At 69.2% G+C, this 13,047-nt stretch carries 14 protein-coding genes; 4 read left to right on the top strand and 10 right to left on the bottom strand.

Annotation, left to right across the window (positions count from 1 at the left end; all coding sequences use genetic code 11):
* Window positions 1-7: 7 nt before the first annotated feature.
* Genes priA through hisD form a run of 5 tightly spaced genes read right to left on the bottom strand, consistent with a single transcriptional unit; the run spans window position 8 to window position 4,448 of the window.
* A complete protein-coding gene (gene priA, locus A5645_RS22655; RefSeq protein WP_065035976.1) occupies window positions 8-742 on the bottom strand; it encodes a bifunctional 1-(5-phosphoribosyl)-5-((5-phosphoribosylamino)methylideneamino)imidazole-4-carboxamide isomerase/phosphoribosylanthranilate isomerase PriA in 735 nt (244 codons plus the stop codon).
* 2 nt (window positions 743-744) lie between these two features.
* Window positions 745-1,365: an imidazole glycerol phosphate synthase subunit HisH gene (hisH, locus tag A5645_RS22650; RefSeq protein WP_065035975.1), complete on the bottom strand. Its 621-nt coding sequence runs from the start codon at window positions 1,363-1,365 to the stop codon at window positions 745-747.
* Window positions 1,362-1,988 (bottom strand): imidazoleglycerol-phosphate dehydratase HisB, encoded by a 627-nt coding sequence (gene hisB / locus A5645_RS22645; protein ID WP_036355907.1) that lies wholly within the window; start codon window positions 1,986-1,988, stop codon window positions 1,362-1,364. Before hisB ends, hisH begins: the two co-directional genes overlap by 4 nt.
* Before the next feature lie 7 nt (window positions 1,989-1,995).
* On the bottom strand, window positions 1,996-3,135 hold the full coding sequence (locus A5645_RS22640) for a histidinol-phosphate transaminase (protein ID WP_065131109.1): 1,140 nt from the start codon (window positions 3,133-3,135) through the stop codon (window positions 1,996-1,998).
* A complete protein-coding gene (hisD, locus tag A5645_RS22635) occupies window positions 3,132-4,448 on the bottom strand; it encodes a histidinol dehydrogenase (RefSeq protein ID WP_155768132.1) in 1,317 nt (438 codons plus the stop codon). Before hisD ends, A5645_RS22640 begins: the two co-directional genes overlap by 4 nt.
* 108 nt (window positions 4,449-4,556) lie before the next feature.
* On the opposite strand from hisD, the gene A5645_RS22630 reads away from it, so the two are divergent.
* Window positions 4,557-4,970, top strand: a complete 414-nt coding sequence (locus A5645_RS22630) for a nitroreductase family deazaflavin-dependent oxidoreductase (protein WP_065035971.1) — start codon at window positions 4,557-4,559, stop codon at window positions 4,968-4,970.
* A gap of 12 nt (window positions 4,971-4,982) precedes the next feature.
* On the opposite strand, the gene A5645_RS22625 is transcribed toward A5645_RS22630, so the two are convergent.
* Window positions 4,983-6,008: a zinc-dependent alcohol dehydrogenase gene (locus A5645_RS22625; RefSeq protein ID WP_065131107.1), complete on the bottom strand. Its 1,026-nt coding sequence runs from the start codon at window positions 6,006-6,008 to the stop codon at window positions 4,983-4,985.
* Window positions 6,009-6,057: 49 nt separating this feature from the next.
* Here A5645_RS22625 and A5645_RS22620 point away from each other — a divergent pair, with 49 nt between their 5' ends.
* Entirely contained in the window at window positions 6,058-6,624 is a 567-nt protein-coding gene (locus A5645_RS22620) for a TetR/AcrR family transcriptional regulator (RefSeq protein ID WP_065036010.1), read from the top strand.
* Here A5645_RS22620 and nadC read toward each other — a convergent pair whose 3' ends face one another.
* Genes nadC through nadA form a run of 3 tightly spaced genes read right to left on the bottom strand, consistent with a single transcriptional unit; the run spans window position 6,625 to window position 10,108 of the window.
* Window positions 6,625-7,482, bottom strand: a complete 858-nt coding sequence (gene nadC, locus A5645_RS22615; protein ID WP_065035969.1) for a carboxylating nicotinate-nucleotide diphosphorylase — start codon at window positions 7,480-7,482, stop codon at window positions 6,625-6,627.
* Window positions 7,482-9,062, bottom strand: coding sequence for an L-aspartate oxidase (locus A5645_RS22610; RefSeq protein ID WP_065131106.1), 1,581 nt, complete (start codon window positions 9,060-9,062; stop codon window positions 7,482-7,484). Before A5645_RS22610 ends, nadC begins: the two co-directional genes overlap by 1 nt.
* Window positions 9,059-10,108 carry a quinolinate synthase NadA gene (gene nadA / locus A5645_RS22605; RefSeq protein WP_065131105.1) on the bottom strand — a complete coding sequence of 350 codons (1,050 nt, stop codon included), beginning with the start codon at window positions 10,106-10,108 and terminating at the stop codon, window positions 9,059-9,061. The genes A5645_RS22610 and nadA overlap by 4 nt, the downstream gene beginning before the upstream one ends.
* A 48-nt stretch (window positions 10,109-10,156) precedes the next feature.
* Between nadA and A5645_RS22600 the strand changes: the two genes are divergently transcribed.
* Window positions 10,157-10,870 carry an NUDIX hydrolase gene (locus tag A5645_RS22600; protein WP_065131104.1) on the top strand — a complete coding sequence of 238 codons (714 nt, stop codon included), beginning with the start codon at window positions 10,157-10,159 and terminating at the stop codon, window positions 10,868-10,870.
* Between the two features lie 181 nt (window positions 10,871-11,051).
* Window positions 11,052-12,392, top strand: a complete 1,341-nt coding sequence (locus A5645_RS22595; protein WP_065131103.1) for a lipase family protein — start codon at window positions 11,052-11,054, stop codon at window positions 12,390-12,392.
* Here A5645_RS22595 and A5645_RS22590 read toward each other — a convergent pair.
* Window positions 12,389-12,970 carry a DUF2567 domain-containing protein gene (locus A5645_RS22590; protein ID WP_231123149.1) on the bottom strand — a complete coding sequence of 194 codons (582 nt, stop codon included), beginning with the start codon at window positions 12,968-12,970 and terminating at the stop codon, window positions 12,389-12,391. The two genes, A5645_RS22595 and A5645_RS22590, sit on opposite strands and share 4 nt — an antisense overlap.
* Between the last annotated feature and the right edge of the window lie 77 nt (window positions 12,971-13,047).

Here is a 13,047-nt window from a genome sequence, read left to right as displayed (position 1 = left end):
TGCGCGGCTACCCCCGCACCGCGTCCAGTGCCTGCGGCAACGTGAACCGCCCGGCGTACAGCGCCTTACCCACGATCGCTCCCTCGATGCCGCGGTCGGTCAGGGTCGCGATGGCGCGCAGGTCGTCCAGGCTGGACACGCCGCCCGAGGCGATTATCGGCGCATCGGTACGCGCGGCGACCTGGGCCAGCAGGTCCAGGTTGGGGCCGGCCAGCGTGCCGTCCTTGGTGACGTCGGTGACGACGTAGCGCGAGCACCCCTCGGCGTCGAGGCGGTCCAACACCTCCCACAGGTCGCCGCCGTCGGTCTCCCAACCGCGGCCGCGCAGCCGGTGTTGTCCGTCGACGATCTGCACGTCGAGTCCCACCGCGACGCGGTCACCGTGCTCGGCGATCGCCCGGGCACACCACTGCGGGTTTTCCAGTGCCGCCGTGCCCACGTTGACCCGCGCGCACCCGGTGGCCAGCGCAGCGGCCAGGGATTCGTCGTCGCGGATACCCCCGGACAGCTCGACCTGCACGTCCAGCTTGCCCACCACCTCGGCGAGCAGTTCCCGGTTGGACCCGCGCCCGAACGCGGCGTCCAGGTCGACCAGGTGAATCCAGTCGGTGCCGTCACGCTGCCAGCCCAGCGCGGCGTCCAGCGCCGAGCCGTACTCGGTTTCACTGCCGGCCTTGCCCTGCACCAGGCGCACGGCGCGGCCGTCGACGACATCGACCGCCGGCAACAGAATCAGCGACATCCCTACAGCCCCTCGACCCAGTTGCGCAGAATCAGCGCGCCGGCATCGCCGCTCTTCTCGGGGTGGAATTGCGTCGCCGACAGGGGCCCGTCCTCGACCGCCGCCAGAAACGGCACCTGATGTGTCGCCCACGTCAACATCGCCTCGGGAGAACCTTCCCACCGCTGCGCGGCGTAGGAGTGTACGAAGTAGAACCGGGTGTCGGTGTCCACCCCGTTGAACAGCACGCTGTCCAACGCGGGACTGACCACGTTCCATCCCATGTGCGGGATCACCGGGGCGTCCAGCAGGGTCACCGCGCCGGGCCACTGGCCGCAACCCGTTGTCTCCACGCCGAACTCGACGCCGCGGGCGAACAGGATCTGCATGCCCACGCAGACACCCAGCACCGGGCGGCCGGACGCGACGCGCTCGGCGATGATCCGCTCGCCGCCGATCTTGCGCAACCCGGTCATGCACGCCTCGAACGCGCCGACGCCGGGCACCACCAGCCCGTCGGCTGCCAGCGCCGCCTCGCCGTCCGCAGTGACCTCGACGTCGGCACCGACGCGCTCCAGCGCGCGCTGCGCCGACCGCAGGTTGCCTGAGCCATAGTCCAGCACTACGACGGATTTACTACTCACAGAACACCTTTGGTGGATGGCACACCCGAGACACGCGGATCGGGCTCGACGGCCTGGCGCAGGGCCCGGGCGACGGCTTTGTACTGCGCTTCGGTGATGTGGTGCGGGTCGCGCCCGTAGAGGACGCGCACGTGCAGCGCGATGCGGGCGTTCATGGCCAGCGATTCGAACACGTGCCGGTTGATCACGGTGTGATAGGGCACCGAGCTGCCGGCGATCGTGGTGTGCTGCAGGTGATCCGGTTCCCCGCTGTGTACACAGTAGGGACGGCCGGAAACGTCCACGGCGGCATGCGCCAGTGTCTCGTCCATCGGAATGAACGCGTCGCCGAAGCGCCGAATGCCCTTCTTGTCACCGAGCGCCTGCGCGAGCGCCTGACCCAGCGCGATCGCGGTGTCCTCGACGGTGTGGTGGGCTTCGATCTCCACGTCACCCTTGGTGCGCACCATCAGGTCAAAGCTGGCGTGGCTGCCCAGCGCCGTCAGCATGTGGTCGTAGAACGGGACTCCGGTGTCGATGTCGACCTGCCCGGTGCCGTCCAGGTCGAGTTCGATGACGATGTCGGATTCGCGGGTACGGCGTTCGATGCGCGCCCAACGCGTCCGGGTGTCGGTGGTGGTCATGGTGGTCCTAACGGAGTGGGGCTGGTATCGGAGTGGGGCTGGCCAGTTCGGTGACGGCGATCTGGGCACTCGCCCGCAGGAAGGCGTCGTTTTCCTCGGCCAGTCCGGTGGTGGCGCGCAGATAACCGGGGATGCCGATGTCGCGGATCAGCACACCGGCATCCAGGTAGTGTTGCCAGGCGCCCGGCGCATCGGCGAACTCGCCGAACAAAACGAAGTTCGCGTCGCTCGGAATCACCCGAAAACCCATGCCGCGCAAGGCTGTCGATACCCGTTCCCGTTCGGCGATCAGGGTCGCGACGCTGCCCAGCGTGTCATCGGCGTGCCGCAGCGCCGCCCGCGCGGCGGCCTGAGTGACCGACGACAGGTGGTAGGGCAACCGCACCAGCAGCATGGCGTCGACGAGCGCGGGGGTGGCGATCAGGTAGCCCAGCCGGCCGCCGGCGAACGCGAAGGCCTTGCTCATGGTGCGGGTGACGATCAGCTTGGTCGGGTACTCCTCGACCAGCGTCACGGCACTGGGCTGCGAGGAGAACTCGCCGTACGCCTCGTCAACGATCAGGATGCCCGGCACCACGTCCAGTAGCTTGCGCAGCTCGTCGAGCGAAACACTCTGTCCGGATGGGTTATTCGGGCTGGCGATGAACACCACGTCGGGTCTGCGCTCGACGACCGCGGCCACCGCCCGCTCGATATCCAGGCCGAAGTCCTCGGCGCGGACCGTTTCCAACCACTCAGTGCGGGTGGCGTCGGAGATGATCGGGTGCATCGAGTATGACGGCACGAAACCGATCGCGCTACGCCCGGGACCGCCGAACGCCTGCAGCAGTTGTTGCAGAATCTCATTGGAACCATTTGCAGCCCAGACGTTTTCGACCCCGATCCGAACACCGGTCTGCAGGGTCAGGTAGGCGGCGAGGTCGGTGCGCAGGGCCACCGCGTCCCGGTCGGGGTACCGGTGCAGGTCCGCCGCCGCCTCCCGCACCGATCGGACCACGTCGTCGACCAGCGCCTGGGTGGGCGGGTGCGGGTTCTCGTTGGTGTTCAACCGCACCGACACATCTAGTTGTGGTGCGCCGTATGGGGATTTGCCGCGCAGGTCATCGCGCAGCGGAAGGTCGTCGAGGCTCGGTTTGACGGTGCTCACCGCTCGAACCTCCGGCGTACCGCCTCGCCGTGCGACGGCAAATCCTCGGCCTTTGCCAGCGCGACGACGTGACCAGAGACGTCTTTGAGGGCGGCCTCGGTGTAATCGACGACGTGAATGCCGCGCAGGAAGGTCTGCACCGACAGACCGCTGGAGTAGCGGGCGCTGCCCGCGGTGGGCAGCACGTGGTTGGAGCCCGCGCAGTAGTCACCGAGGCTGACCGGCGCATAGGGGCCGACGAAAATGGCTCCGGCGGCGCGGACCCGGCCGGCGATTTGCGACGCGTCGGCGGTCTGGATCTCCAGGTGTTCGGCGGCGTAGGCATTGACCACCTGCACGCCGGCATCGAGATCGTCGACCAGGATGATCTTGGACTGCGGGCCAGACAGCGCGGCGGTCACCCGTTCGCGGTGCACCGTGGTCTGCAGCTGGGCGGCCACTTCGGCCTCGGTGGCCTCGACGAGCGCGAGGCTCGGGGTGACCAGGACGCTGGCGGCCATCTCGTCGTGTTCGGCCTGGCTGATCAGGTCGGCGGCCACGTGCGCGGGATCGGCGGTCTCATCGGCAAGGATGGCGATCTCGGTGGGCCCGGCTTCGGCGTCGATGCCGACCAGCGAGCGGCAGAGTCGTTTGGCTGCGGTGACGTAGATGTTGCCGGGGCCGGTGATCATGTCGACCGGTGCCAGCGTCGCACCACCGGTGTCTGTGCCGCCATAGGCCAGCAGAGCGACCGCCTGCGCCCCGCCGACCGCCCAGACCTCGTCGACTCCCAGCAGCGCCGCCGCGGCCAGGATGGTCGGGTGCGGGAGCCCGCCGAAGTTCGCCTGCGGTGGGCTGGCCACTACCAGCGAGCCGACACCGGCCGCCTGGGCCGGCACCACGTTCATCACCACACTCGACGGATAGACCGCGTTTCCGCCCGGCACGTAGAGACCCACGCGTTCGACCGGCAGCCAGCGTTCGGTGACAGTCGCGCCGGGGCCGAGCGTGGTGGTGGTGTTACTGCGGCGCTGGTCAGCGTGCACCGCCCGGGTCCGCTCGATCATCACCTGCAGCGCGTCGCGGACGTCCCCGTCAAGGCCGCTCAGCGCGGCGTCCATCGCGGCCTGCGGGACCAGCACCGCCGAGGGCCGGACCCCGTCGAACTTCGCGCCGTATTCCAGCGCCGCCGCGACCCCGTGCTCGGCGACGGCCGCCACGATCGGTCGCACCGTCGGTAACACCGACTCCACGTCGACGCCGCCGCGCGGCAACGCCGTCCGCAGCCGCGCAGCCGTCAACTCCTGGCCCCGCAAATCCATCCGGGCCGGCAGCGCGGTCGAAGTGGTCATATAAGCCATTGTCCCAGAGCAGCTCAAGTCGTTATCCGACCGGTAGTCTGCCGTTTGAACAGCGCAAGCCGGAGAAAAGGTGGAGCCGCCATGTCGGCAAAGAATCAGCACCCCAACAACGCACCAGGCGTTCCGATGGTCTACCCGGTGTGGTTCGAGAACCTGCAAGTCAAATACCTCAACCCGGCGCTCAAACCGATCGTGCGTTATCTGCCCGGCACCGCCACCATCTCCCACCGCGGCCGCAAGTCCGGAAAGCAGTACCAGACGATTGTGTCCACCTTCCGCAAAGGCAACCTGCTTGCCATCGCATTGGGCCATGGCAAGACGGACTGGGTCAAGAACGTGCTGGCCGCTGGGGAAGCCGACGTCAACTACACCCGCCGCACGGTGCACATCACCAACCCGCGGATCCTGGAGGCCGGCTCCAGCGCCGACGGGCTGCCCTTCCTGGCGCGAGTGCAGCTGCGCCGGATGGCGATCTTCGTCGCCGACATCGCCTGACGGGCGACCGCATCAGGCCCTGGTGTAGACGGTCTTGCCGGTCATCGCGGGCCACACCGACGGCGCGTCCTCCCAGGGGACCACGCGATCGAGCACCGGTGACAGGTCGGCTCCCCCCGCCAGCAAATCCAGCACTGCCGGGATGGCGGCGCGGGCGTTCACCCGGCCGGTGACAAACCTCACACCGCGGGTGTACAGCGGCAGCAAACCCAGGTCGACGGGCTGGTAGTAGATCCCGGTGTCGGTGCACACGCCGTCGGGCCAGGTGGCCCGCAACGTCGCGACCAGCGCCGCCGGATCGGCCGACGTGTTCACCGTCACCGGATACGGATCCCATTCCTTGGCCGGCTTGTGCCGGTCGTGCACCGTGGCGCCGAGCTTCTCGGCCGCCGAGAGGCGCCCGGCGTCGGTGTCGACGTAGTCGACCTGCGCGCCGAGGGCAGCGGCAAACGCGGTGGCGTACAACCCGATCGACAGCCGGCCGACGACCAGCACCCGGCGGTCAGCGGCGTCGAGGCCGGCCAGCTCGTCGGCGAACGGCGCCACCGTGCGCCAGCCGTCGGGGATGTTGTCCGACAGGGAGGCGATGGCCACCGGGTCGACCCCGTCGGGCACCGGGATCAGCATCGCGTAGGCGTAGGGCACCGACACCAAATCGGACATGAATCCGCCGCCGTCCAGCCCCGCGATCGGCCCCATGCCGTACATCGCCAGCAACGGCAGCGAGCCGCACGAGCCGGTGACGCCGCGGCGGCACTCGCGGCACGTACCGCAGTTGATCTGGAATGGCACGACCACCCGATCGCCGACCCGCACGCTGGTCACGCCGTCACCCACCGCGACGACCTCGGCCACGCCCTCGTGACCCACGGCGTATCCCGGCGGCAGCGGCAACCGACCCTGCGAGACCGCGACGTCCAGGTCGCAGCACGCCACCGCCAGGGGGCGGACCAGGGCCTGCCCGGAGTTCTCGATTGTCGGATCCGCGACCTCCCGCCATTCGTAGCGGCCGGGTTCGGTGTGTCGTAACTGCCTCATGTCAGCATTGTTGAGTAATCACTCAAGTAAAGCAAGTATCGTGTGGAATGTGCCCCGCCCCGATCGCAGCCGTGCAGCCCTCATCGACACCGCCGCCACCCTGTTCCGGCGCCAGGGCTACGCCGCGACGGGCCTCAACCAAATCCTCGAGGCGGCCGGCGTCAAACCCGGATCCCTGTATCACCACTTCCCCCAGGGCAAGCAGGGGTTGGCCGCCGCGGTCGTTGACCACGTCGGAACCGGCATCGAACAACTGCTGCGCCAGTTCCTCGCCAGCGAGCATCCGGTAGCCGACGTCGTTGATCGCTGGATCGACGTGCTGGCGGCGGGACTGGCCAACGATCACCGCGACGGCTGCCCGGTCGAACCGCTGGCCACCGAGGCGGTCCATTCCAGCCCCGAGGTTCGCGCCGCCTCGGCGCGGGTGTTCGGCTCCTGGTGCGCGGCGATCCAGGAGCGGCTGCGGTCCGACGGCTGGTCGCCGGAACGTGCGGAACAGGTTGGCCTGGCGGTGATTTCGCTGATCGAGGGAGCGCTGATCCTGTCCCGTACTACCGGTGACGCGGCCGCTTTGCATGCCGCCAAGGCAGCTGCGCGCGTGTTGCTGACCGGTTAGCTACATGTCCAGGCCGATATCCAAGACCCGCACCGAATGCGTCAAGGCGCCCACGGCCAAATAGTCCACCCCGGTTCCGGCGTAGGTCTTGGCGGTCTCGAGGCTCAGCCCGCCCGACGACTCGAGGAGCACCTCCGGCGCGCGCGCATCCCGGCGCTGCACGGCCATCTGGGTCTGCCAGACCGGGAAGTTGTCCAGCAGGATCAGCTCGGGCTTCTCCACCAGCACCTCGTCCAGTTGCTCCAGCGAGTCGACCTCGACTTCGCAGGACAGGCTGGGGGCCGCGGCCCGCACCGCGCGCAGTGCCTCGACCACCGACCCCGCCGCCGCGACGTGGTTGTCCTTGATCAACGCCGCATCGCCGAGCCCGAGCCGATGATTGACGCCGCCGCCGACCCGAACCGCGTACTTCTGCAGCGCGCGTAGCCCGGGCAGGGTCTTGCGCGTGTCGCGGACCTTCGCCTTGGTCCCCTGCACCGCTTCCACCCAAGCGGCGGTCACGGTGGCGATGCCGGACAGATGGCACACCAGGTTCAGCATGGTGCGTTCCGCGGTCAAAAGGCCGCGCGTTTCGGCCTGCACGGTCAGCAGCGGCTCCCCGGCCTTGAGCCGCTCACCGTCTTCGACCCGGTGCAGCACCTGGTACCCGTCGCGGCCGATCACCTCGTCGAGCACCAGCAACGCAACATCGACCCCGGCAACCACCCCGCACTCCCTGGGCACCATCGACGCCGTGGCCACCGCGCCGGCCGACACCGTCGCGAGCGTGGTGGCGTCCGGGCCGTAGCGCAGGTCCTCGTTGAGTCCGCGCCGAATGGTCTCGCGGGCGTCGGCCCGCTCGGCGTCGTCGAGGAACATCAGCCGACCGCCGCCAGCGCTTCCAGTTGCACCTCGTTGCCGTCGGGGGCCAGCCGGATCAGCGCGCTGCGTCCCGGCTCGGCGCCGGGCGACGGATACTCGGCGCGGTGGTGACAGCCGCGGCTTTCGGTACGCGCCAGGGCCGCGGCGGTGACCGCGCGGGCGGCCAGCGTCAGGGCCACGTCCTCGACGTCGCGCCGACCCAACTCGGTGCGAACCGGTGCGGCACTGAGCATTTCGGTCAGGCGTCGCAATCCGGCGGCGTCCCGCTCGACCGAGGCGTCGCGGCTCATGGCCTGTTGCAGCTCGCCGCGCTGCAGCGCGGTGTGGACGGCCAGGTCGGGCCGCACCGACCCATTCGGGCGCCCCGCCAAAACGGCATGCGCGGCCGCGGCCTTACCGGCGCGGCCACCGACCACCAAACCCTCCAGCAGGCTGTTGGAGGCCAGCCGGTTGGCGCCGTGCATGCCGGTCCGCGCGACCTCGCCCGCGGCGTAGAGCCCGGGCAGCTCGGTTTGGCCGTACACGTCGGTCACGACGCCGCCGCAGCTGTAGTGCGCCCCGGGCGCGATAGGGATGGGCTGCCGCACCGGGTCGATGCCGGCACTGCGGCATGCGGCCGTCACGGTCGGGAACCGCGCCTCGAGGCCGGGGATGCCTCGCGCGTCCAGGTAAGCGCATCGGTCGCCGGTCGCCTTCAACCTGGCATCGATGGCCGCCGCCACGACGTCGCGGGGGGCCAGGTCACCCATCGGATGCACCCCGGCGGTGATCGAATTACCTTGACTGTCAAGCAGTGTCGCGCCCTCGCCGCGGAGCGCCTCGGTGATCAGCGGCCGCCGGCCAGCGCCATCGACGGAATAGAGCATGGTTGGGTGGAACTGGATGAACTCGAGATCGCTGACCGCCAGCCCGGCCCACAGCGCCAGCGCGATGCCGTCACCGGTGGAACCGTCCGGATTGGTGGTCGCGCCGTAGAGGTGCCCGAGCCCGCCGGTGGCCAGGATCACCGCGGGGGCGGTGATGATGCCGAGGCCGTCAGGGCTGTTCACCAGGACACCGGTCACCGCGGAGTCGTCGTGCAGCACCCGCAGGACGACGTGGCCGCTGCGGATGTCCAGCACCCGTCCGGCGTCATCGAGGGTGCGCTGCACCTCCGCGCCGGTGGCGTCCCCGCCCGCGTGCACGACGCGCCGGCGCGAATGGCCGCCTTCCCGCGTCACATCCCACCGCCCGGGCACGGCTTCGTCGAATTGTGCTCCGTCACCGACCAATTCACAGACAGCGCGGTAGCCGTCGGCGACGATCGAGTACACCGCGTCGGGATCGCACAGCCCCGCACCCGCGGCCAAGGTGTCCGCGACGTGGGCTTCGATCGAGTCGTCGTTGTCGGGCAGCACCACCGCGATGCCGCCCTGGGCGTAGTGCGTCGCCGTGACGCCCCGCGTCTGGGCCGCCTTGTTGAGCACGACGACACGGCTGCCCGCACGGTGGGCCGCCAGCGCCGCCGCCAGTCCGGCGACGCCCATGCCGATCACCACGACGTCGGCGTCGTCGCGCCACAGCGGGGCGATCGTCATTCGCCACCGCCCGGTTGCCCGATCTCGATCATTCGCTGCACGCTGCGCCGGCCCGCGGCGGCGACGTCAGGAGCGACGTGGACCTCGTCGGCGCCTTCCACCAGGCACCGCAACAGCGCTGCGGGGGTGATCATCTTCATGTACCGGCACGAGGCCCGGTCATTGACGGCCTGGAAGTCGACTTCGGGTGCCGCCTTTCGCAATTGGTGCAGCATGCCGACCTCGGTGGCCACCAGCACTTTGCGGGCACGGGTTTCGTGGGCGGCGTCGAGCATGCCGCCGGTGGACAAGATCTTGACCCGCTCCGCGGGGAAGGCACCTTCCCCAGCCAGGTACAAAGCCGATGTGGCACAACCACATTCGGGATGGACGAACAGCTCCGCGTCCGGATTGGACCGCGCCTGCTCGGTGAGTTCGTCGCCGTTGATCCCGGCGTGCACGTGGCACTCGCCGGCCCATACGTGCAGATTGGTGCGACCGGTCACCCGCCGCACGTGGGCGCCGAGGAACTGATCGGGGCAGAACAGCACCTCCCGATCGGGGTCGATCGAGGCCACCACGTCGACGGCGTTCGACGACGTGCAGCAGATGTCGGTCAGCGCCTTGACCTCGGCGGTGGTGTTGACATAGGAGACGACGACTGCGCCGGGGTGGTCGGCTTTCCAGGCGCGCAGTTCGTCGGGCGTGATCGAGTCGGCCAGTGAGCACCCGGCCCGCTGGTCGGGAATCAGCACGGTCTTATCCGGGCTCAGGATCTTGGCCGTCTCGGCCATGAAGTGCACGCCGCAGAACACGATGGTGTCCTCAGGCGCCTCGGCGGCGATCCTGGACAGGGCCAGCGAGTCCCCCACGTGGTCGGCTACATCCTGGATTGCGGGCAACTGGTAATTGTGCGCCAGGATGGTGGCACCCCGAAGCTCGGCCAGACGGCGAATTTCGGCGGCCCACTTCGCGTCTCCCTCGACTCCGGTGTAGCCGGTTTGCGAGTCGATAATCCGGGAAGACATCTCGTCAGCGAACGTGACCGTGCGGGCCAGGACCGTCATTGGTGACTCCTTTCGCACCCAGGAGGTTTTCGACTTATAATCGAAAACATGCCCCATACTAGCACCGCCCACGAGGTGCTTGCGGTTGTGTTCCAGGTTCGGCCGGTCGCCGGTGGCACCCGGAAGGACAAACCGCAGCTCAACGTGCTGTTGTGGCAACGCGCCCGGGATCCCGAGCGGGGCGCGTGGTCATTGCCTGGCGGGCGGCTGCGCAACGACGAGGACATGAACAGCTCGGTTCGCCGCCAACTCGCCGAGAAAGTCGACGTGCGCCAACTAGCCCATCTGGAGCAACTCGCGGTGTTCTCCGATCCCGACCGGGTGCCCGGCACCCGGATGATCGCGTCCACCTTCCTAGGGCTGGTCCCCTCCCCCGCCACACCCGAGTTGCCGCCGGACACCCGCTGGCATCCGGTGGACTCGCTGCCGGAGATGGCGTTCGACCACGGCCCCATGGTTACCCACGCGCACGCCCGGCTGGTCGCCAAGTTGTCCTATACCAACATCGGGTTTGGGCTGGCGCCAAAGGAATTCGCGCTGTCGACACTGCGCGACATCTACGGCGCCGCGTTGGGGTACCAGGTCGACGCGACCAATCTGCAGCGGGTGCTGGCCCGGCGCAGAGTCATCACCCAGACCGGCACCATCGCTCAATCCGGGCGCAGCGGCGGCCGCCCCGCGGCTCTGTACCGGTTCACCGACTCGCACCTGCGGGTCACCGACGAGTTCGCCGCGCTGCGCCCGCCGGGTGCGGCCTTGTGACGGGCGACACCGCGCGTTGGTTTCGACGAGCCGTACAAGACCTGTACATTGTCTAAGAGCTGTTTAAGAAACTGCTGGCGCTTGGCATGCGCTGGTGCTGGAATCTGACTGGCCGGCGGCGCCGCCATCCCACCGAGGGCAGAACGCGCGCGAGCACGCCGGGGCCTCGAAGGGAGCCTTGATGGTCGAGCTCGCCAAAGCGGTAGGCGCGACGGGCGCGGAGTGGATCGGGCGGCCGCCACACGAGGAGCTGCACCGCAAAGTTCGCCCGCTGCTGCCCAAGGACGACCCCTTCTATCAGCCTCCGGCCGGCTTCCGGCACGCCGCCCCCGGCACCGTGCTGCGCACCCGCGACGTCGAGCTTGCATTCCTGGGCCTGATCCCGCAGCGCATCATCGCAACCCAGTTGCTGTACCGGACGACGGACATGCACGGCAACCCCGAGGCAACGGTCACGACGGTGCTGGTGCCCGCCGATAAGGCGCCGGGTAAGCCCATCCCGCTGATCTCCTACCAGTGCGCGATCGACGCCATCACCTCCCGCTGCTTTCCCTCCTACGCGCTGCGGCGCCGCGCCAAGGCCATCGGGTCCCTGGCGCAGTTGGAGCTGCTGCTCATCTCGGCCGCGGTCGCCGAGGGTTGGGCGGTCACGGTGCCCGACCACGAGGGACTCAACGGGCTGTGGGGCGCACCCTACGAACCTGGGTACCGGATCCTGGACGGCATCCGCGCCACGTTGAGCTCGGAGCGGTTCAACCTGTCCCCCGACGCCCAGGTGGGGTTGTGGGGCTACTCCGGCGGTGGGCTGGCCAGCGCCTGGGCCGCGGAACTGTGCGGGGACTACGCGCCCGAGCTGAACATCGTCGGCGCGGTGCTGGGATCCCCCGTCGGCAACCTGGGTAACACCTTCCGTCGGCTCAACGGCAGCCTGCTGGCCGGGTTGCCGGCTCTGGTGGTCGCCGCCCTCGCCCACACCTATCCGGACCTGGACCGGATGATCAAGGAACACGCCAGCGACGCGGGCCGGGAGCTGCTGCTCAGCCTGGAGAAGATGACGACGGCCGAGGCCGTGGTCAAGATGGCGCGCCTGGACATGGGCACCTTCCTCGACGAACCTCTCGAGGACATCCTGGCCACCCCGGCGGTGGCGCACGTCTTCGACAGCACCACTCTCGGAGTCGCCGTCCCGACCCCGCCGGTGCTGATTATCCAGGCGGTGCACGACTACCTCATCTCCGTCGACGACATCGACGTGCTGGCCGACTCCTATTCAGCGGGCGGCGCGAGCGTCACCTACCACCGCGACGCGTTCAACGAGCACATGCTGCTGCATCCGTTGTCGGCGCCGATGGCGCTGCGCTGGCTCATCGACCGCTTCGCCGGCCGGCCGCTGACCGACCACCTGATCCGCACCAAGTGGCCCACCATGTTCAACCCGGTGACTTACGCCGGGATGGCGCGGCTCGGAGTGATCGCGGCGAAGGTGATCACCGGCCGCAAGATCCACCGCCGCCCGCTCTAGTGCTGGTCGGGCACCGGCGTCGGGGGTACTGACGGCAGCACCGCCGCCGGCCGGTTGACCGGCGGATAGGCGCCCAGGTCGTCGCGGACCGTCCCGGTGGCGCACAGGGCGTAGACCAGCGACGCGGCCGCGGTCGGCGACAGCAACGTCGCGAGGATCTGCAGGGGCAGGTGGCCGAAGAACACCGGCGGCGCCTGCCGCACATAGGTCAGCTGATGGTCGCCGCCGGACAGCTGCACCGTGTCGAAGTCCAGCGCGCCGTAGCGCAGGCGTACCAGCAACGCGCCCACGCCCGCTGCCGCGGCCGCCGCGCCGATCAGGCCCACGGTCAGCGCGCCCACCATCTCCGGTCCCCGATGATCGCGCCACTGCCACGCGGCGACGGCCGCCACCACGGCCAGCACGCCGAGCAGGCCCAGCAGCACGAACGGCGCCACGAAGAAATTCTGCGATTCGCTGCCCAGGTACTCGTGCACCCGCTCGCCCTTACGGCTGATCGCGACCACGGCGTGCACCGGCGGCGCGATCCACGCCCACAGCGCACCCACCAGCACCCCGCACGCCGCCAGGGCCAGCATCACGACGGCGCTGGCACGGTTGCGGGAGGTACGCGGCCCAACCGGCCCCTCGGGTTGCGATACCTCGGGTTGCGGAC

This window comes from Mycobacterium asiaticum, assembly GCF_001673635.1.
Taxonomy (GTDB): domain Bacteria; phylum Actinomycetota; class Actinomycetes; order Mycobacteriales; family Mycobacteriaceae; genus Mycobacterium; species Mycobacterium asiaticum_C.
The sequence above is the reverse complement of the archived record's forward strand: the minus strand, read 5'-3'. Positions and strand labels throughout refer to the sequence as shown.

Coding starts and splice junctions, on each gene's coding strand:
- A5645_RS22625 (WP_065131107.1), bottom strand. CDS start 6,008: ATGAGGCAGTTACGACACACCGAACCCGGCCGCTACGAATGGCGGGAG.
- priA (WP_065035976.1), bottom strand. CDS start 742: ATGTCGCTGATTCTGTTGCCGGCGGTCGATGTCGTCGACGGCCGCGCC.
- hisB (WP_036355907.1), bottom strand. CDS start 1,988: ATGACCACCACCGACACCCGGACGCGTTGGGCGCGCATCGAACGCCGT.
- A5645_RS22595 (WP_065131103.1), top strand. CDS start 11,052: ATGGTCGAGCTCGCCAAAGCGGTAGGCGCGACGGGCGCGGAGTGGATC.
- A5645_RS22610 (WP_065131106.1), bottom strand. CDS start 9,062: ATGACGATCGCCCCGCTGTGGCGCGACGACGCCGACGTCGTGGTGATC.
- A5645_RS22630 (WP_065035971.1), top strand. CDS start 4,557: ATGTCGGCAAAGAATCAGCACCCCAACAACGCACCAGGCGTTCCGATG.
- nadA (WP_065131105.1), bottom strand. CDS start 10,108: ATGACGGTCCTGGCCCGCACGGTCACGTTCGCTGACGAGATGTCTTCC.
- nadC (WP_065035969.1), bottom strand. CDS start 7,482: ATGTTCCTCGACGACGCCGAGCGGGCCGACGCCCGCGAGACCATTCGG.
- A5645_RS22600 (WP_065131104.1), top strand. CDS start 10,157: ATGCCCCATACTAGCACCGCCCACGAGGTGCTTGCGGTTGTGTTCCAG.
- A5645_RS22590 (WP_231123149.1), bottom strand. CDS start 12,970: ATGCTGGCCCTGGCGGCGTGCGGGGTGCTGGTGGGTGCGCTGTGGGCG.